The sequence below is a fragment of the Neobacillus sp. DFD-2R genome (assembly GCF_057747865.1).
On the sequence record NZ_CM173228.1, the window covers coordinates 2,507,142 to 2,525,957 of the forward strand.

Annotated in this window: 19 protein-coding genes; 16 read left to right on the forward strand and 3 right to left on the reverse strand. The window is 37.8% G+C overall.

Features of this window, described 5'->3' with window-relative positions; translation table 11 throughout:
- Window positions 1-113 precede the first annotated feature (113 nt).
- Entirely contained in the window at window positions 114-1,184 is a 1,071-nt protein-coding gene (locus tag AC3ANV_RS12540; protein ID WP_488313907.1) for a CotH kinase family protein, read from the reverse strand.
- 253 nt (window positions 1,185-1,437) lie between these two features.
- Here AC3ANV_RS12540 and AC3ANV_RS12545 point away from each other — a divergent pair, with 253 nt between their 5' ends.
- The 4 genes from AC3ANV_RS12545 (at window position 1,438) to AC3ANV_RS12560 (ending at window position 5,514) form a co-directional block, all read left to right on the forward strand.
- Complete coding sequence (locus AC3ANV_RS12545; RefSeq protein ID WP_488313908.1) at window positions 1,438-2,460, forward strand: hypothetical protein; 1,023 nt, start codon at window positions 1,438-1,440, stop codon at window positions 2,458-2,460.
- A 404-nt stretch (window positions 2,461-2,864) separates the two neighbouring features.
- Window positions 2,865-4,220 (forward strand): arsenic transporter, encoded by a 1,356-nt coding sequence (locus AC3ANV_RS12550; RefSeq protein ID WP_488313909.1) that lies wholly within the window; start codon window positions 2,865-2,867, stop codon window positions 4,218-4,220.
- A gap of 211 nt (window positions 4,221-4,431) precedes the next feature.
- A complete protein-coding gene (locus AC3ANV_RS12555) occupies window positions 4,432-5,136 on the forward strand; it encodes a hypothetical protein (RefSeq protein WP_488313910.1) in 705 nt (234 codons plus the stop codon).
- A gap of 78 nt (window positions 5,137-5,214) precedes the next feature.
- On the forward strand, window positions 5,215-5,514 hold the full coding sequence (locus tag AC3ANV_RS12560; RefSeq protein ID WP_488313911.1) for a hypothetical protein: 300 nt from the start codon (window positions 5,215-5,217) through the stop codon (window positions 5,512-5,514).
- 98 nt (window positions 5,515-5,612) lie between these two features.
- On the opposite strand, the gene AC3ANV_RS12565 is transcribed toward AC3ANV_RS12560, so the two are convergent.
- Window positions 5,613-6,218: a TetR/AcrR family transcriptional regulator gene (locus AC3ANV_RS12565; protein WP_488313912.1), complete on the reverse strand. Its 606-nt coding sequence runs from the start codon at window positions 6,216-6,218 to the stop codon at window positions 5,613-5,615.
- A 170-nt stretch (window positions 6,219-6,388) separates the two neighbouring features.
- Here AC3ANV_RS12565 and AC3ANV_RS12570 point away from each other — a divergent pair, with 170 nt between their 5' ends.
- From AC3ANV_RS12570 to AC3ANV_RS12585, 4 genes are all read left to right on the forward strand, one after another.
- The gene (locus AC3ANV_RS12570) at window positions 6,389-7,114 is read left to right on the forward strand and encodes an ABC transporter ATP-binding protein (protein ID WP_488313913.1); all 726 of its coding nucleotides are present in this window, start codon (window positions 6,389-6,391) and stop codon (window positions 7,112-7,114) included.
- Window positions 7,111-8,166 carry an ABC transporter permease gene (locus tag AC3ANV_RS12575; RefSeq protein WP_488313914.1) on the forward strand — a complete coding sequence of 352 codons (1,056 nt, stop codon included), beginning with the start codon at window positions 7,111-7,113 and terminating at the stop codon, window positions 8,164-8,166. Before AC3ANV_RS12570 ends, AC3ANV_RS12575 begins: the two co-directional genes overlap by 4 nt.
- 94 nt (window positions 8,167-8,260) lie before the next feature.
- A complete protein-coding gene (locus tag AC3ANV_RS12580) occupies window positions 8,261-9,142 on the forward strand; it encodes a mechanosensitive ion channel family protein (RefSeq protein ID WP_488313915.1) in 882 nt (293 codons plus the stop codon).
- A 181-nt stretch (window positions 9,143-9,323) separates the two neighbouring features.
- Window positions 9,324-10,874 carry a GNAT family N-acetyltransferase gene (locus tag AC3ANV_RS12585; protein WP_488313916.1) on the forward strand — a complete coding sequence of 517 codons (1,551 nt, stop codon included), beginning with the start codon at window positions 9,324-9,326 and terminating at the stop codon, window positions 10,872-10,874.
- Window positions 10,875-10,921: 47 nt separating this feature from the next.
- Here AC3ANV_RS12585 and AC3ANV_RS12590 read toward each other — a convergent pair whose 3' ends face one another.
- On the reverse strand, window positions 10,922-12,577 hold the full coding sequence (locus tag AC3ANV_RS12590) for an FAD-binding dehydrogenase (protein ID WP_488313917.1): 1,656 nt from the start codon (window positions 12,575-12,577) through the stop codon (window positions 10,922-10,924).
- 216 nt (window positions 12,578-12,793) lie between these two features.
- Between AC3ANV_RS12590 and AC3ANV_RS12595 the strand changes: the two genes are divergently transcribed.
- From AC3ANV_RS12595 to AC3ANV_RS12630, 8 genes are all read left to right on the forward strand, one after another.
- Window positions 12,794-13,585, forward strand: a complete 792-nt coding sequence (locus AC3ANV_RS12595) for a hypothetical protein (RefSeq protein ID WP_488313918.1) — start codon at window positions 12,794-12,796, stop codon at window positions 13,583-13,585.
- 93 nt (window positions 13,586-13,678) lie between these two features.
- Window positions 13,679-13,981 carry a hypothetical protein gene (locus tag AC3ANV_RS12600; RefSeq protein ID WP_488313919.1) on the forward strand — a complete coding sequence of 101 codons (303 nt, stop codon included), beginning with the start codon at window positions 13,679-13,681 and terminating at the stop codon, window positions 13,979-13,981.
- Between the two features lie 155 nt (window positions 13,982-14,136).
- On the forward strand, window positions 14,137-15,006 hold the full coding sequence (locus AC3ANV_RS12605) for an alpha/beta hydrolase (protein ID WP_488313920.1): 870 nt from the start codon (window positions 14,137-14,139) through the stop codon (window positions 15,004-15,006).
- Between the two features lie 248 nt (window positions 15,007-15,254).
- Complete coding sequence (gene map, locus AC3ANV_RS12610; protein WP_488313921.1) at window positions 15,255-15,995, forward strand: type I methionyl aminopeptidase; 741 nt, start codon at window positions 15,255-15,257, stop codon at window positions 15,993-15,995.
- 283 nt (window positions 15,996-16,278) lie between these two features.
- Window positions 16,279-16,926 carry an MIP/aquaporin family protein gene (locus tag AC3ANV_RS12615; RefSeq protein WP_488313922.1) on the forward strand — a complete coding sequence of 216 codons (648 nt, stop codon included), beginning with the start codon at window positions 16,279-16,281 and terminating at the stop codon, window positions 16,924-16,926.
- Window positions 16,927-16,933: 7 nt separating this feature from the next.
- On the forward strand, window positions 16,934-17,353 hold the full coding sequence (gene arsC / locus AC3ANV_RS12620; protein ID WP_488313923.1) for an arsenate reductase (thioredoxin): 420 nt from the start codon (window positions 16,934-16,936) through the stop codon (window positions 17,351-17,353).
- Between the two features lie 213 nt (window positions 17,354-17,566).
- Window positions 17,567-17,728, forward strand: coding sequence for a hypothetical protein (locus AC3ANV_RS12625; RefSeq protein WP_488313924.1), 162 nt, complete (start codon window positions 17,567-17,569; stop codon window positions 17,726-17,728).
- Between the two features lie 203 nt (window positions 17,729-17,931).
- The gene (locus AC3ANV_RS12630) at window positions 17,932-18,771 is read left to right on the forward strand and encodes a basic amino acid ABC transporter substrate-binding protein (protein ID WP_488313925.1); all 840 of its coding nucleotides are present in this window, start codon (window positions 17,932-17,934) and stop codon (window positions 18,769-18,771) included.
- The last annotated feature ends 45 nt before the right edge of the window (window positions 18,772-18,816 follow it).

An 18,816-nucleotide genomic window follows, 5' to 3' on the forward strand; every position in this document is an offset into this window, starting at 1 on the left:
TGCATCTATATGTATCATGGTGTGATGTTGTACTAATAAAGTAGCCTTTTTTCTTAGTTAATTAGAAAAATAGGCAAAAAACGAGCATAGGATTTATCCATATACTCGTTTTATTAAAGGAGTTTGTTCAATTGTTGGTTGAGATAAGCGTTTCTTTTTTGAATAAACTTTATAATGACTGCTTTTTCTTTTTCAAATACTTCTTCACTTGATTTTAAATAAGGATCTAGACTGATATAAGGGGTTAATGATTGGAATAGCTCATCAATTATTGGCTCTTGGACTGAGACGGTAAATTCATCTTTCAAAGTATTCGAAAGTATCTCCAAATAAATCTTTTTGAAATTTGAAAAATTAAGGAGTCTACCGGTAAGGGTGTTATATCCGGTAATTGGAATGAAATCGTACTCAAGCGGTCGGCCATGAAGGTCTCTTCCCCATGTTCCGTCATAATCCCAAGGCGAAATTTCAATTAAATTTGTTGCTCCATTTTGGTAAAGAGCGTAATTATGGATAAATCCATCAAAATTCTGGGTACATACTACACCAGTAAGCCACCTGAAATATTGACCAATATCAAGAACTTGAACTATTTCTTTTTCAAACTCCTCATTGCTAAGGGAATTGATCATGGCGATTAAAATTTCTATTTGTGATAGAAATTTTTTATCACCATATTTTAATGTGTACCCCTCAGTTAAACGGGTTTTAACTTTGTTTTCCGGGGTTAATAATGAGAAATTTGCGTGATAATTAGTGGCATATATTATTGGGCCATTTGGTAAGTTTCTCTTTTGAAGAAGGTATTGATCAAATGATTCAAGCTCTAAGTATGTCCCTTTACATACTCCATTGATATAAAGCAGGACATGTTTTGAGTGTGGGGAAATTACACCAATTGAATCAAAAAAGTCAAGCGAAAGCTTATTCCGAATTAGCGATACATCTGCATATTCTGCATTTAAATGAATTTCATGTGCTCCATTTACAGTAGAAGGTTTTTTAAAAACAATCGTATACGATTTCTTTTTATGATCTCTAATTACATTTCCCCTTAAGGCTAAGGCAATTGAATAGCGATTTTCATCAATCTTTAAGACAGCTGGCACATGGTCTTCAAACCAGTTATCTTTCTCCAATTTTTTAAGTAATTTTGGATTAATAATAATCTCATATTTTTGCAATTTGGATACCCCTAAACAGATTTTTTTTAAATTTTATGCGCACGGGTCAATTAATGTGCAATTTCTATAGATTAAGGGTAATTTTCTAAAAATATATATTTGTCTATGTCAAGGTACACGAATTTACCATAACTTAGTATAGAAAAAAATAATTATGAAAGTGGTGTAAAAATGGTGAAAAGGATCGACATAGATGGTTTGCTTTTTGAAGCGCAGCAAAATGGTCTAATGGCATTTATGGATAATAATCCTGTTGATAAAGTTTGCGCTCAAAGAAGAGGCAGCCGAGGGTCTCATGGTTCTCGGGGATCTAGAGGTAGTCGCGGTTCCCGTGGTTCTCGGGGATCTAGAGGTAGTCGCGGTCGTCACACAAGTATCAGCCCAGGATCCAGAGGCAGCCGTGGTTCTCGTGGTTCGAGAGGCAGCAGAGGCAGCCGTGGTTCTCGCGGTTCCAGAGGCAGCCGCGGCTCCCATGGTTCGAGAGGCAGCAGAGGCAGCCGTGGTTCTCGCGGTTCCAGAGGCAGTCGCGGTTCCCGTGGATCTAGAGGCAGCCGTGGTTCTCGCGGTTCCAGAGGCAGTCGCGGTTCCCGTGGATCTAGAGGGCGCGGTTCTCGCGGTTCCAGAGGCAGTCGCGGTTCCCGTGGATCTAGAGGCAGCCGCGGTTCTCGCGGTTCCAGAGGCAGTCGCGGTTCCCGTGGATCTAGAGGGCGTGGTTCTCGCGGTTCCAGAGGCAGTCGCGGTTCCCGTGGATCTAGAGGGCGCGGTTCTCGCGGTTCCAGAGGCAGTCGCGGTTCCCGTGGATCTAGAGGCCGTGGTTCCCGCGGTTCCAGAGGCAGTCGCGGTTCCCGTGGATCTAGAGGGCGCGGTTCCCGCGGTTCCAGAGGCAGTCGCGGTTCCCGTGGATCTAGAGGCAGTCGTGGTTCCCGTGGATCTAGAGGCAGCCGTGGTTCCCGTGGATCTAGAGGCAGCCGTGGTTCCCGTGGATCTAGAGGCAGCCGTGGTTCCCGTGGATCTAGAGGGCGCGGTTCCCGCGGTTCCAGAGGCAGTCGCGGTTCCCGTGGATCTAGAGGCAGCCGCGGTTCCCGCGGTTCCAGAGGCAGTCGCGGTTCCCGTGGATCTAGAGGGCGTGGTTCCCGCGGTTCCAGAGGCAGTCGCGGTTCCCGTGGATCTAGGGGCCGTGGTTCTCGCGGTTCCCGTGGATCTAGAGGCAGCCGCGGTTCTCGCGGTTCCAGAGGCAGCCGCGGTTCCCGTGGACGCAGGTAGAATAAATCTATAAATACTCAACCTTTAGGATAAGTGCAGGACAAAAAACCGAAACTTTTAAGTTTCGGTTTTTTGTTTTGGGTTGCTGGATATTATCCATTTTGAAATTGTGGAAATTCTACATTTCTTCATTTTTTACATAATCCCCCTAATAAATTAAACTGAATATTCGTCACATACGGTACATTAACCTATTAATTTCAATAAATGATACCCGCCTAGATCCAAAATCATAGGTATTAATCTATTAAATATTTTTAAACATTTTATAGATATTTGCTGATTTATTAAGATACGGGATACTCGTTTAGTTCAAGCTTTATTTTGAAAACGTATGATAAAGCAAAGGACAAGAGGGCAGTAAAAACCGAAACTTGAAACATATATGTATTCTTAGAAGGGAGTAAATTAATTTATATGTATCAACTATCGACGGTAATCATCACCATCTTTGCATTTGTTCTAACGATGATCATGATCTTTATCCGTCCAAAAAATATGAATGAGGCAATTCCTGCTGCAATAGGTGCCATTCTCGTTTTTTTAAGTGGTAGCGTATCGACTGGGGATATAGTAGATATTAGTTCAAAAGTAACGGGAGCTGCCATAACGATCATAGCCACAATCGTAATGGCTATTGTACTGGAAAGCTTTGGGTTTTTCAGTTGGACTGCAGCTCTTATGTTGAAATTATCAAAAGGGTCAGGTATTCGTTTATTTTGGTATACACTATTACTCTGCTTTTTAATGACACTCTTCTTTAACAATGATGGAAGTATTTTGATTACAACTCCGATATTAATTTTAATATTAAATAATTTAGGGTTGAAGAAGCGTCAAAAGATTCCGTATCTTTTAAGTGGAGCCTTAGTCGCAACTGCATCAAGTGCCCCCATTGGTGTTAGCAACATCGTTAATCTAATTGCTTTAAAAATTATTGGGATGGACCTTTATCTCCAAACTGAAATGATGTTTGTGCCTGGGGTGATTGGGTTATTATTTTTATCCCTATTACTATATCGTGTGTTTAAAAAGGATATTCCAAAAGAAATCCACTTCCATTCCTACTCTATTCCACTACAAAAAAGCCGGCCATACCACCCGCTACGGAAAGATTCCGAAAATTTATTTGATCAACAAAAAAAACTTATGATTTACATGCTCATCTTTGTATTTATGGTGAGGGTCAGCCTATTTATCGCATCATTTATAGGTGTTTCAGTATCATTGGTTGCTGTACTAGGCTCAATTATCCTATTAATATGGAGATGGATTTACCTAAAGAAAAATCCAAAAGATGTAGTCACGAAAATTCCATGGCACATTCTAATTTTTGCTTTCAGTATGTATGTCATCATTTTTGGCTTACACAATATAGGCTTAACCAAATTTTTATTAATCCATCTTAGAGCATTGGTACATGATAGTTTGTTCCATGCTAGCTTAACAATGGGAATTATAACTGCAATGATGGCCAACATATTCAATAACCACCCGGCATTAATGGTTTCTACCTTAACTTTAACAGAAATGGGCTTAAGTCCGCTTTTGTTAAAAACAGTATACTTATCAAATATCATTGGCAGTGATATTGGTTCACTCATACTTCCCATCGGAACACTTGCAACCTTAATATGGATGCACATCCTTAAGAAAAATAACATTAAAATTACTTGGGCGGAATATTTAAAGGTTACAATTATCGTAATTCCGTTGACGCTGATTTTTACCTTACTCTGCTTATACCTATGGCTCTTGCTTGTATTTGTCTAAAACTAAAAAATGACGGACGCTCCCAATTGTATGAGGGGCCTTTTATTAAACCGGTAATATTCATTACTTTATGGTTTGATCAATATTAAGAAATGTATTTTTAATTGAAAATATAAAACCGGAAATCCTATTACTGCATATTTTGATTAATAACAAAAAGAAATTCGCCATGTGAACCTTTGTCAAAAAGGTGGAAAGGGGATATGCTGTGATGGATAACAATAAATATGATACAATGCTCAATCAATATTTAGAAGAAGCAACACAATTAATAACAACCTATGATAATACTAAAGAAAGTATCATAGTGAAATATGAAGTTATGAAAAAGGTTTTTAATGAGGTTGAGGAACGATTTAAACGTATTCATGAAGGTTTTATTGCCGGGAAAGTTGCACAAAGTGCTTATGATAAAGTGAAAAAAGACCACAAACTGGCGAATGAATCGGTAAAAGAACTTGGTAAAAAGGTTGAAGAACTTGATCAATACATGTATGCAAAGTTTAATGGGGCCTTTGGAGAGCTCAACAATATAAAACAAAATTACATTGAGGAAGTTAATACGGAAATAAATAAATTAAAATTACAGTTAATGAATGCAAAATATGAATTTATGAATGCTAAATATGAATTTATGAATGCTAAATATGAATTTCTAATTAACTTGACACAAATTCGAAATGCATATCAGAAGCTTAGTAGTGAAGAATACCAGCTTCAGGAGTTAAGTAGGGAATTAGGACTGCAATGGAGCATTGATGTTCCAGATGCCTTTCAAGTATTATCTTCAGTTGTCATGGAGGAAGGCGGAGTTGCTATAACTAGCCAGGAGATATATGAAGCTCTGTACTCCGGACAAATATCTGCAGAATTAGAGAAAGAGATAAATGAAGCAAAAGAACAAGGATTCCTTTAAAATGGAAATTCATTTAAAAGATATTTTGTTTTTATGCAAACTTTCTTTTTTCATTATCATCAATAAAGGGGGATGAAAATGGAGAAACGATTAGCTGAAATCAATCAAAGAGTTAAAAAAGAACATAAAGATTTAGTGAAATTTGTTAAACACGTTTTTGACGCGTTGGATCAAAAAGCAAATGAGCACCGTAGATTGGCTGCTTCCAATGCATTGGCAGGAATAAAAATTAATGGACATGAAGAAAAAATTTATTATGATACAATTACGGAAACAAAAAAACTATTATTAGATGTGTTGGAAAAAACCACTAAAGATTTTGAACATCTTGGAGATAAAAGCTGGGATAAATTTTACAAGGATGGGGTTAAGGAATAATCAGTGAAGATATAAAGATAAAATGTTCAGTAGGGAAGTCGATGCTAAGCAAACGACTTTCTTTTTTTTATGCTTGGTTCTAAACATACTACTTGAGATTATTTAAATAATTCTGCAGATCTAATTAAATTAATGATTTTAAAATAAATCATTGCCATTTCTTCAGGGGAATGGCTCATATCATTTTCTAACCATTGCTCAATAATGCCAAAATTTAAAGATGTTCCAATGGCAGGCAAATATTCTTGTGCAATTGAAACATTCTGAAGAATATTAACTGGATTCTTAACCAATTTTTCATAAATATTATTTCTTATTAAATCTTTCATTTTCTTGGGAAAGGCGGGATCTCCTTTTGGACCTAATAATACTTTAAGGATTCTTCCATGCCCTTTTAGATACTCAAAAATTTGCACTACTATTGGGTAAGGAGCGTTTTGAGAGAAATATTTCATTGCCTCAAAAGGATTTAGTTGAAGGATAATTTGCAGGAATCCATGAAGAATATCTCCTTGAAGCTTTTCCATTAAGTCATATTTATCCCGATAATGAAGATAGAATGTTCCTCGATTAATCCCTGCTTTTGCTGTTAAATCTCTAATTGTAATTCCATCAAACCCTTTTTCTTCAATCAACTCAATTAGCGCATCATTTATTAATTTTCGAGTCTGAAGGACCTTCTGATCATGAACAGTTTTAATCATATTACTTTCTCCTCGTCCCAAAATTAAAAAGCCCCTACACATTAAAAAATCAACACTTTTCATATTATTGTTGATTGTAATATCTACACTAGCATTGTAATCTAAACTTATTACAACGGTCAACACAGTGTTCATTTTATAAAGATGTACACTCAAAGGAGGTTTTTTAGATGAATCCTACCATTAAAGTCGAGCAAGTAAGTAAAAGCTTTGGTAAAAAAATAGTTTTGAATAATGTAAACCTAACAATACCAAAAGGCCAATTATTCGGGTTAATTGGGCCGTCAGGAGCAGGAAAGACCACTCTGGTAAAAATGATTGTTGGCATGGATAAAGCTGATACCGGAACTATTCATGTGTTAAATGAAATGATGCCAAACCTAGCGTTACTCCAGGATATTGGTTATATGGCTCAATCAGATGCCTTGTATGTAGAACTGACAGGTGAAGAGAATCTTAAATTTTTTGCGTCTCTTTACAAACTAAAAAAGGAAGAACAAAAAAGACGTATAGCATACGCTGCAAACTTGGTGAACTTGACTCCTGAATTAAAGAAACGGGTATCCGCATATTCAGGAGGAATGAAACGGCGGCTATCACTTGCGATTGCGTTAATTCAAAATCCTAAAATTCTTATTTTAGATGAACCGACCGTAGGAATTGATCCTGAATTGAAGCTGTCAATTTGGAATGAATTATTACGGTTGAAAAACGAAGAGGATAAAACGATTATTGTGACCACACATGTTATGGACGAAGCTGAAAGATGCGATTTTGTTGCAATGGTTCGGGATGGCCGTATTTTAACAAGTGGGTCCCCAAAAGAATTAAAGGCTTTATTTCATACCGATAATTTTGATGAGGTATTCTTAAAAGCGGGGGTGAAGCAATCATGAGAACCTTCGCATTAATTAAAAGAATTTGTCGGCAAATGCTCCGTGATAAAAGAACATTAGCCTTGTTATTTGTTGCTCCATTATTAATATTAACCCTTATGTACTTTTTGTTTAACGGTAATACAGTTGAACCAAAAATAGGTTTAGTAAACATTGACAATAGTATTAATAAAGTATTAAAGGATTCCAAGGTAAACGTTATCCTTTATGATAAAGTGACGGATAAAACGGTTGTAAATGATGACCTCGATGGCTTGCTGCAAGTAGAAAATGGAAAAATAAAATTAACACTCCAAAATGACGATCCATCTAAAGCTAAAGAACTGCAAATTAAGGTAAACCAAGCGGTTGCTTCCCAGGTTCAAGCCAACCTATTGAAAAAAATCGCTGCCCCGGTAAATATAACGAAAAATAGTATTGAAACAAATTATGTATATGGTAATAAAGATACTGTCTTTTTTGATGTATTGAGTCCCATTTTAGTTGGATATTTTGTCTTCTTTTTTGTATTTATCATTTCCGGGATTGGTTTATTACGAGAGCGAACAACAGGAACGTTAGAACGGTTATTGTCTACTCCTATTCGAAGAACAGAAATTGTAACGGCGTATTTGATAGGTTACGGAATATTTGCCGTGACTCAGACGATTATCGTCGTGATATATTCAATAAATGTATTAGACTTGGTACTTATGGGTTCCATTTGGAATGTGATCTTAATCAATTTACTGCTGGCTTTAGTCGCTCTATCATTAGGAATTCTGTTATCAACTTTTGCGGCTTCTGAATTTCAAATGATGCAATTTATCCCTATCGCAGTCATTCCACAGGTGTTTTTTGCAGGGATTTTCCCACTTGAAGGGATGGCTAATTGGCTGCAGGCTTTTGCAAAAATCATGCCAATGTACTATGCGGGTGACGCATTACGGGGCGTCATGTATAAAGGTTTTAGTTTAAGCGAAATAAGCGGAGATATCTTTGCTTTAATTATTTTTGCAGCCATTTTTATTATCCTTAATATCTTTGCCTTGAAAAAATATCGAAAATTATAATCTTAAAAGACATAACCCCTCAGGTTGTGTCTTTTCTATATTTTTGGGAAAACTTATAAAGTATATTTTCCTACCAATGAAGGGAGTGAAATTTATGAATTTATTATCATATACGGAAATTTTTTTAGGATACATAAAGGAGTATTTACTCTTAAGGATGGTCCTCATGGCTTTGTCGTTATTGACCATTTCCATTATTATCAATCGAACAGTGGACTGGTTCTTTAAAAAGTCACATTTTTTGGAAAAAGAAGTGGAACAAACAATCCAAGGTGTCATTCGGTCGGCATTAAAATATACAACGGCTACGATTCTTATTATTTATCTAATAGGTCAATTCATTAATATAAAGGGCATTCTTGCAGGCGCAGGGATTGTCGGTGTTATTGTCGGTCTTGCGGCACAACAAGTATTAAAAGATATTTTATTAGGGTTGGTCAGATTATCGGATCATGAGTTCCGGGTCGGTAACTTTATCACTTTCAATGGGACCAGTTCCGGGACAATCGAGGAAATCGGCATTCGCTTTATGCAAATTCGCGAATGGTCGGGAAAACTCCTGACGATTCCACACGGGGAAGTTAGGACCATCCAAAATTTTAACAAAGGTAGAATGCGTGTAATCGAACGGATTACTGTAAGCTATCGGGAGGACCCACATAGAATGAAAGAATTGTTAGAGGCAGTATGTACTGTTTGTAATGAAAAATACGGTCAAAGTTTATTAAGACTGGAAGACGGGACACCTGAACAAGACTTTCGATATATTGGCATAACGGACTTAAATCCAAACTTAAAATATGTTGGTTACGAGCTTTGTATTGTTGGATTAGTTAAACCGGAATACTATTTTGAGACTTCGCGCAACGTTAGGTACCAAATAATGACTATATTCCATGAAAATCAAGTACATATGCCTGCGGCGAATTTGTTCTTTCATACAGAGACCGGGAATTTTCAACGTTCGAAAATTTAAAAACATGGATAGTAGGATTACTAGTCAAGGAAGGGCATCAAATAAGTGAAAAATTAAATTAGTATCAGTTAATTTATAATAGTATCATCAAATTTCCATATTATTGTTAAAAGGGTAGTCCATTTTATAAAATGGCTTTTCAAGGGGACTATAAGTAAAAAGCCGGCAAGGAAGTGATGAAATGTCTGATACAGATATGTCAAAATACGAGAAGAAAATTGTTGTTCGTAACACACGGATGGAAGACATTGATGAAATAATTGCTTTAGGGAGAAAATGCTTTCCTAACATGGAGTCTTGGAAGCGGGAACAATTGGTAAGTCACATTCGTATTTTCGCTGAAGGTCAGTTTTGTGTGGAATATGAGGGTAAAATTGTGGGTTCATGCTCGAGTCTAATTGTTAATTTTGATGAATATGAAGATCAGCACACTTGGAATACAATTACTGACAACGGGTATATCACCAATCACGACCCTGATGGATTTAATCTATATGGAATTGAAGTGATGGTGGAACCAGAATACCGCAGGATGAAACTCGGGCACCGTCTTTACGAGGCGCGTAAGGAACTGGCCCGTGAGTTAAACCTTCAAAGCATTATCATTGGAGGAAGGATTCCGAATTACCACAAATACAAAGCGGAAATGACAGCTCGTGAATATGTTACAGCAGTTGAAAAGCACAGTATTTATGACCCGGTGTTGTCGTTCCAACTCCTTCAAGGGTTTACCATTAAACGGATTAATACAAGGTACCTCCCTGATGACAAAGCATCAGATTCTTTTGCGACCCTGATGGAATGGAATAACATTGATTATCGTCCGAAGTCGCGGCGTGTCTATCGTGCATCATTCCCTGTGAGGATTTGCGCCATCCAATATATGATGAAAAAAATTGATTGCTTCACAGAGTTTACTCGCCAGGTCGAGTACTATGTAGATATCGCTGCAGATTTCGGTTCAGATTTTGCAGTATTTCCTGAGTTATTTACTACCCAATTGATGTCATTTCTAGAAGAAAAACGGCCGGACCGGGCAGTCCGTCTTCTAGCAACCTTTACAGACCAGTATATAGAACTGTTTACAGAACTGGCTGTACGTTATAATGTCAATATCGTCGGTGGATCACATTTTGAGGAAGAGAACGGGGATATATACAATGTCGCATATCTATTCCGTCGTGACGGTACGATTGAAAAACAGTCTAAGCTTCATATTACGCCAAATGAACGAAAGTGGTGGGGGATTTCAGAAGGGAATGCCTTTAATGTGTTTGATACAGATTGCGGAAAAATTGCAATTCTAATATGTTATGACATTGAGTTTCCGGAACTAGCCCGGATTGCCGTTGATAAAGGTGCAAATATGATTTTTGTCCCATTCTGTACTGAAGATCGACAAGGATATTTAAGAGTTCGTTATTGTGCACAGGCGCGGGCGATTGAGAACCAAGTATATACCTGTATTGCAGGCACTGTGGGCAACTTGACACATGTAGAGAACATGGATATTCAATACGCACAGTCAGGTATTTTCAGCCCCTCAGATTTTGAGTTTGCAAGAGATGGGATTGTTGGGGAATGTGATGCTAATGTTGACACAGTTGTCGTTGGTGATGTTGACCTTGAGAAGATAAGGCGTACACGAAAATCCGGTTCGGTCCGCCAATTACAGGATCGCCGACATGATTTATACCGAATTGAATTGAAAGACCTGAAAACCGGTATATGAAAACGATTAACTACTATAGATGAAAAAAGACGGCACAGACCGTCTTTTTATTCTATCTCCTTAGCCAGTGCCCGACCTGCCTGCCTTCCTGTGAAAAGGCATCCCCCGACAAAGGTTCCTTCCAATGAGCGATAGCCATGAACTCCACCGCCGCCAAATCCTGAAACTTCACCCGCAGCATAGAGACCCGGTACAGGGCTTCCGGAAAACTTGAGGACCCTTCCGGACAAATCAGTTTGCAGTCCGCCCAGTGTCTTCCGGCTGACAATATTTAATCGGACTGCAATTAATGGTCCGTTTTTTGGATCGAGAATTTTATGAGGCGGGGCGACTCTTATAAGTTTGTCACCAAGATATTTACGAGCACCACGCAATGCAGTGATTTGTAGGTCTTTGGTAAATTGATTATCCATTTCCCGATCTCTTGCTTGAATTTGTCTCTCAATGTCAGCAATGTTTAGTAAATTGTCACCAGTAAGCTTATTCATACCTGCAACCAGTTCAGGAAGTGTTTTCGCGATAACAAAATCCTCACCTTTGTCCATAAATGCTTTTACCGGTGCAGTAGGTCCGGGGAGAACTCGAGATAGGACTTTTCTAATACTCTTGCCTGTTAAATCAGGATTTTGCTCAGATCCCGATAAGGCAAACTCCTTCTCAATGATTTTCTGTGTTAAAATAAACCACGAATAATCGTACCCCGTAGCTTGTATGGCTTCAAGAGTACCTAAAGTGTCAAATCCGGGGAAATTCGGTGCAGGAAAACGCTGTCCTTTTGCATCTAACCAAAGGGAAGAAGGACCTGGGAGAATTCTGATCCCGTGATTTGGCCAGACTGGGTCCCAGTTTTTTATGCCTTCCGTATAATGCCACATCCGATCTCGATTGACAATTCGACCTCCTGCTTTCTCCGTAATGGCTAGCATACGTCCATCCACATGCTCAGGCACACCTGATATCATCTTTTTTGGTGGCTTGCCGAGCCGAGTGGGCCAATTTTTCCTAATTAATTCGTGGTTGCCGCCGATCCCGCCACTGGTAACCATTACCGCTTTCGAGTGAAACACAAAATCTCCAATCATTTCACGTGAACTTGCTTCCCCACGCAAAGAAGAGCTTGGAACAAGAATATCACCCCGTACTCCTATAACGGCACCATTATCTGTTATTAATTCATTAACACGGTGACGGGGGCGATAATTAACAAGTCCCTTTGGAATGGCTTTCCGTACTCTATCTTCAAAAGGTTTTATAATACCGGGGCCGGTACCCCATACGATATGAAACCTTGGCACTGAGTTGCCATGGCCTTCAGCAAGATAGCCTCCACGCTCTGCCCAGCCCACCACAGGGAAAAAGCGTACACCCATTGCATAAAGCCATTCCCGCTTTTCTCCTGCTGCGAAGTCAACGTAGGCCTCAGCCCATTTCTTACCCCAGTAATCTTCATCATCTTCTCGATCGAAGCCAGCCGCACCTAACCAGTCTTGCCAGGCAAGTTCCCGGGAATCCTTAATACCCATTCGCCGCTGTTCTGGAGAATCAACAAGAAATAGTCCGCCAAAGGACCACCATGCCTGACCGCCGAGATTGGATTCAGGTTCTTGATCTAAAAGCAGAACTTTCTTACCGGCATCTGCGAGTTCTGCAGTTGCAACTAGGCCAGCTAGTCCCGCCCCAACAACAATCACATCAAAATTCAAATTTCTTTCCTCCTTTGTTTAAAAAGACCTCCTATTATTATTTGCAATTTTACAAAAATTTCGCCCATTATTACTACAATTAATATTACTTCCTTACTTATCACTAAATCACAGTTTGTTTTATTTTTTAGAATAGTAGGGAAGTGGGGGTTTGTCTCTAACAAAAAATTTCTTTTCGAATACTATTATTATAAAAGGCAGGTGAGTTAAATGTACTTGGTTGGTTTTTATTCGCCAAAAGCAAAATCAGGTGTAACTGAATTGTGTTTGTCGATTTATTATTGGCTTAAAATGAACACAACCTTATCTGCTGCCTATATTTCCTATGGGACGTTAGAAAAAGAAGAGATTTCAGATGAAATCATTCATGAATTCTCCAAATTATCATTAACAGAGCAAAAACGAAAGGTTAAAAAGTTAAAGAAAGAATACGATATTATCATCTACGATGCATCCAGTCAGCTTTCTGAAGGGGTATTAAAACTATTACCAATAGTTGACAGGTTGTTTGTGATTGGTGAAGAACATAAAGATTTTGCTGTAAAACTCCAAGAAATCATTCAGTTTGACAAAATTTTTGATAAAAGCGTAAAAAATTTTATTACCCATTTACAAGGTAATAAAACGTTTATTATCCGTGAAAAAAAAGAGGATCATGTAATTGGCTTTAATTATTCAAAAAAAGAAACAACTGATATTGGGCAAATGATTTATACAGACTATGTAACACATTATTTAAATGAAAAATTTATTGAAAAAAATGTAAGAGTGTATAAGAAAGTTAAACAAATTCCTAAGGATGAGTTGTTTCAAGGCTTATATGATTTAGGTATTGATTTTGAAAAAGCGATGCTATTTCATAAATATGTTATTTTGCGAGAAATATTAGGACAGAAATCAAATGATGCAGTAGAATCCCTTTTTCCAATATTAATTAATTCCTCATACGAAGAACTTTTAGAAAAGTTTCAAAATGAATTATTTTTTATTACAAAACTTAAAATATAATCAATTCCATCTCCTGAATAATAGGCAAGAATCTATTCCTCTTTGAATATGGACACATACACTATTTTGCAACTAGATGAGGAGGAGATTAGAATGGAAGGACAATTCCTAAGAAATATTGATGCTTACACTGATTTTGACTATTCCTATGGGGAAGACAGTTACTACTCTGGGGAGGACTTTCACCATGGTCACAGCGGTTATTATCCCGGTTATGGCTATCACCATGGTCACGGCGGCTATTACCCTGATCATGGCTATCACCATGGTCACGGCGGTTATTATCCCGGTTATGGCTATCATCATGGTCACGGCGGTTATTATCCCGGTTATGGCTACCATCACGGACATAGCGGTTATTATCCCGGTTATGGCTACTATCACGGACATATGTAAAATACCTTCATTAAACAAAAGCTGCCTTGGCAGCTTTTGTTTATTTAATCTACAATCAAGCTTGTGAGATTTAATTTGTTAAACATTTTACGATAGAATGTAATTGAATAAAAATGGTAAAATTTAATAATATTCAATGGAGGAAGGAGAACAAAATGGAAATAGGTAAAATATTAAACAAAACAAGAATCTACATATCCATACTGATTTTACTCGTCCTTGTTATCGGTTCAAAGGTTTATTTTATTGAGCATGCAAATGGACAAGGGGTCAAAAATTTGAATCTCAAATATGGTGAAAACGCTAAGCAAACATTAGATCTTTATGCTCCGAATGTTAAAAGCGGTGAAAAGCTGCCTGTGATTATATATGTACATGGCGGGGGATGGTCGGGAGGAGATAAAGATAACGTTGCAGAAAAGCCGTCCTTTTTTACAAATAAAGGGTATGTATTTGTTTCTCTCAATTATCGTCTTTCGCCAAAAGTAACCTATGAAGAAATGGCAAAGGATGTTTCTTTAGCTGTTAAATGGATTTATGACAGCGCGGGCGAGTATCATATCGATAACAACAAAATCAATCTGATGGGGCATTCTGCAGGCGGGCATTTAGTGATGCTTATCGGAATTAATCCTAAGTATTTAAACATTGTCGGTCTATCACAAAAATCGTTGAATTCCATCGTCAACCTGGATGGCCCTCTTGATTTGACAGACTTTATCCAAAGATTTAATACCTACAAAAAAGTTTTTGGAAATGATCAGAAGATCTGGGCTGAAGCATCCCCTATTAGCTATGCAGCTAATAAAAATCTTCCTCCCATGTTCATAGTTACCCGACGGAAAGATTCCATTTCCACATTTATTCAAACTACAACAAATGTTGGAAATACTGTCGATTTTTTTGAAGGTAAGGCTCTTTCTCATAGCGGAGTTACAAAATTTCTTGGAGCAGCCAATTCATCAGAGGAAGCAAAGAATATGACAAATGAGATAGTAACGTTTCTGAAAAAATATAATCGGTGATGGATTCTAAGAAAAAAATGACCATCTGCTCTTTTACTTTAATACTGTAAGGTTTTGAGTTATCACTGTAAAAAAAGTTGAAGTTTTTTTGTATTTATTTAAATCAACTTTCAAAAAGTCAACAAATCGTTGACTTTTTCTTTTTCCAAGGTAAATTTGTATCATGTTTGGATTTTTCGCAAGAAATAGGTACAATTTATGACATGGAAGATTTTCCGACAAAATGATAATGATTGGGGAAAGGGACAATGATTGCAAAGACAGAAGAGGATTTTAATGGTTTGAAGGAAATTGGCAAAATTGTTGCAGCCATTAGAGATGAATTGGTAGAAAGAACGGTTCCCGGAATAACGACTAAAGAGCTTGATGATATAGCCGGAAAGCTTTTTGAGAAGGCGGGAGCAATTTCAGCTCCAAAGGGGGAATACGATTTTCCCGGATATACATGTATTAGTGTTAATGAAGAAGTGGCACATGGCATTCCGGGTCATCGGGTTATTGAAGAAGGGGACCTGGTTAATATAGATGTTTCAGGCTCCAAGAACGGTTATTTCGCTGATACAGGAATTTCGTTTGTAGTAGGCGAAGGAAATGAATTATTAACTAAAATATGCGACGTTGCTAAAGAGGCATTTGAAGCAGGACTTAAGAAAGCTAAACCCGGTTCCAAAATAAGCGGTATGGGGAAAGCAGTATTCCAAACGGCAAGACAGCATGGATTAACGGTTATCAAAAACCTTACAGGGCATGGGATTGGACAAAAAATCCACGAGGCACCTGAGTATATTTTTAATTATTACGAGCCTTCTTACGATAAATTGCTAAGGGAAGGGATGGTTATCGCTTTCGAGCCATTTATCTCCACCCGTGAAGAGGAAGTATTTGAACTGGAGGATGGTTGGACCTTTGTTACAGAAAACAGCTATGTTGCTCAGTTCGAACATACAATAATCATAACTAAAAATGGGCCGATAATTTTAACACTTTAATTATGTTTATAAGCAGTGAATTTTATTGTAAATCTACTGCTTTCAAACATTGAAACTTCATTTACTTATCGTATCATAGTAGACTCAAGAAAAGATTGATAGCCTTGGTTATCAATCTTTTTAATTTACATTAACTTTACAAGAAACCGATTGAATTTAAACTAAAAGTGATATATTTTATCATTCAACACCTTCCAACTCAAGATTTTCGATTAAAGGAATTAGAAGAGCAAGGATTACACATTTCCTGCTGCGAATAAGCATCCAAGGGGATTAGAAAAGAATGAATAAAAAGTTAATAAGTGAATTTTTGGGAACTTATTTTTTAGTCTTTGCCGGGACGGGTGCAGTAGTAATAGATGAAATTACTAAAAGCTTAACCCATGTAGGGATCGCCCTTACATTTGGCCTTGTCGTAATGGCATTAATTTTCACTTTTGGTCACCTCTCCGGAGCACACTTTAACCCGGCTGTTACCATTGGATTTTTAATCCATGGTGACATTAACAAAAAGGAATCAGTGTATTATATTGTTATTCAAATCATGGCAGGTATTGCAGCGAGTGCGACGTTGTTCTGTTTATTTGGAAACGTTGCATCATTAGGGGCTACTTTACCAAGAGGTTCATGGTCACAATCATTTGTATTGGAATTTATCCTAACGTTTTTCCTGATGATGGTTATTTTCGGTTCTGCGGTTCATGGAAAAGCTGTAAAATCCTTCGCAGGAATTGCTATCGGTGCAACAGTAGGGTTAGAAGCCATGTTTGCAGGTCCAATCTGTGGTGCTTCGATGAATCCCGCAAGATCCATAGGCCCGGCCATCGTATCAGGTGCAACTCAATATTTATGGGTGTATATTGCCGCAACAATTTTAGGAGCAAGCTGTGCAGCATTGATTTATAAATTACTACACGAAAAAGAAAGGTGAATATATCATGTCTAAAAAAAGGATCTATTTCTTATGTACGGGTAACTCATGCCGCAGCCAAATGGCAGAGGGCTGGGCAAAAAAGCATTTAAGCGATGAATGGATCGTCCAAAGCGCCGGTTTAGAAGCACATGGACTTAACCCAAATGCGGTTAAAGCGATGAGGGAAGCTGGCATTGATATATCAAAACAAACCTCAGATGTTATTGACCCTGAAATTTTAAATAATGCAGATTTAGTTGTTACATTATGTGGACATGCAGCAGATCACTGCCCGGTTACACCACCACATGTGAAACGTGTCCACTGGGGATTTGACGATCCGGCGAAAGCAGAGGGAAATGAAGAAGAAAAATGGGCATTCTTCCAGCGTGTCCGTGACGAAATAGGCGATCGCATAAAACATTTTGCTGAAACGAGTCAATAAGGTAAAAACAGCCAAGATATCTATTTTCCGTGGCTGTTTTTTTATTTAATTGCTTTATATTAATCAAATGTTAATTGATATATTAATCAAAAAAATTGATTTTTAAACGAAAAAAATTAGCTACGGGTTGGCTTGACTGACATATTTTAAAAGGTATGTGAATAAAAATTTAGTATCACTCAATTAAAATTAAATTGATAGGATGGTATGATATTGAATTCAGAAGAAGTGCTGTACAAAGGAAACCTTTACACCATTATTTATAAATATACTTCAGGCTATTGTGAATTAAGAGAAGTGGAAAACAAATTAAATGTGGTATTAGTTCATGAATCAGAAGTTCATTGGGTCCATGAAAGGCCGTTAACAAGGTAGGGGAATCGTCTATGTTTCTATTCATCATAAAATAAGAATCTAGTTCTAGCAACTATCGTAAAGGCACCTTCATAAAGGAGGTGCCTTTTATTTTTGTATACACTTAGTTTATTAACCGTATAGCATGTTTTATATAAATGGAATATCTCATAGTATAAAAAATATGATGAATATAGATTAAACAAAACATGGAGGTGTTCTTGATGTTAAATAAAAAAATGGTTGGTCCTCTCTTACTTGCGGGGATGCTCACTACAAGTGTGTTAGCCGGATGTGCCACTAGTTCTTCTTCATCTAAGCCCCAGTCACCTACGCAACAGACGATCAAAGTGGCTGCTGACACAACTTTTCCTCCATTCGAATCCGAAAAGGATGGGAAAGTTCAAGGGTTTGACATTGACATGATTAACGCTATTGCTAAGCAGGAAAATCTTAAAGTAGAGCTTTCGACCATGCAGTTTACCGGACTTATTCCGGCTCTTCAAGCTCAGTCGGTGGATGTGGCTGTTGCAGGAATCACGATTAAGAAAAGCCGATTAAATGCAGTCGATTTCTCCAATGCTTACTATAAATCGGGTCTATCGGTTCTAACAAAAACCAATTCCCTGATTCAAAGTATAGATGATCTCAAGACCAAACTCGTAGCAACAAAAAAAGGAACGTCATCTGTCGATTTGTTGAAATCTAAAGGGATTCCGGAAAAAAATATTAAACAATTTGATAATATCAATGATGCATACAGTTCACTGGCAAGCGGGGGGGCCGATGCTGTTGTTTTTGATAACCCAGTCAATTTGGATTATGCCAACAGCAATAAAGATGTCCATGTAGTCGGAGGTTTGTTAACTGGCGAGTATTATGGAATTGCTGTAGTTAAGAATAATCCGGAATTGCTGAAAAAAATCAATGATGGGTTGAAAATAATCAAAGCAAATGGAGAATATAAGAAGCTGTTTGACCATTACTTTGGCGGGGATCAAAGCGGAGCGATTCAGGAAGAGCTTGCCCCGGCTAGTGTTGCCTTGGATGATTCCAAAAAATAAACATCAGGCGTAGCTCTCTTTGCTACGCCTTTGTTTTCATAAGGG

Bases quoted from the DNA above. Each gene is read 5' to 3' on its own strand.
- AC3ANV_RS12555 (WP_488313910.1), top strand. From the start codon at position 4,432: ATGGATAACAATAAATATGATACAATGCTCAATCAATATTTAGAAGAA.
- AC3ANV_RS12600 (WP_488313919.1), top strand. From the start codon at position 13,679: ATGGAAGGACAATTCCTAAGAAATATTGATGCTTACACTGATTTTGAC.
- AC3ANV_RS12605 (WP_488313920.1), top strand. From the start codon at position 14,137: ATGGAAATAGGTAAAATATTAAACAAAACAAGAATCTACATATCCATA.
- arsC (WP_488313923.1), top strand. From the start codon at position 16,934: ATGTCTAAAAAAAGGATCTATTTCTTATGTACGGGTAACTCATGCCGC.
- AC3ANV_RS12565 (WP_488313912.1), bottom strand. From the start codon at position 6,218: ATGATTAAAACTGTTCATGATCAGAAGGTCCTTCAGACTCGAAAATTA.
- AC3ANV_RS12575 (WP_488313914.1), top strand. From the start codon at position 7,111: ATGAGAACCTTCGCATTAATTAAAAGAATTTGTCGGCAAATGCTCCGT.
- AC3ANV_RS12585 (WP_488313916.1), top strand. From the start codon at position 9,324: ATGTCTGATACAGATATGTCAAAATACGAGAAGAAAATTGTTGTTCGT.
- AC3ANV_RS12570 (WP_488313913.1), top strand. From the start codon at position 6,389: ATGAATCCTACCATTAAAGTCGAGCAAGTAAGTAAAAGCTTTGGTAAA.
- AC3ANV_RS12550 (WP_488313909.1), top strand. From the start codon at position 2,865: ATGTATCAACTATCGACGGTAATCATCACCATCTTTGCATTTGTTCTA.
- AC3ANV_RS12560 (WP_488313911.1), top strand. From the start codon at position 5,215: ATGGAGAAACGATTAGCTGAAATCAATCAAAGAGTTAAAAAAGAACAT.
- AC3ANV_RS12580 (WP_488313915.1), top strand. From the start codon at position 8,261: ATGAATTTATTATCATATACGGAAATTTTTTTAGGATACATAAAGGAG.
- map (WP_488313921.1), top strand. From the start codon at position 15,255: ATGATTGCAAAGACAGAAGAGGATTTTAATGGTTTGAAGGAAATTGGC.
- AC3ANV_RS12630 (WP_488313925.1), top strand. From the start codon at position 17,932: ATGTTAAATAAAAAAATGGTTGGTCCTCTCTTACTTGCGGGGATGCTC.
- AC3ANV_RS12615 (WP_488313922.1), top strand. From the start codon at position 16,279: ATGAATAAAAAGTTAATAAGTGAATTTTTGGGAACTTATTTTTTAGTC.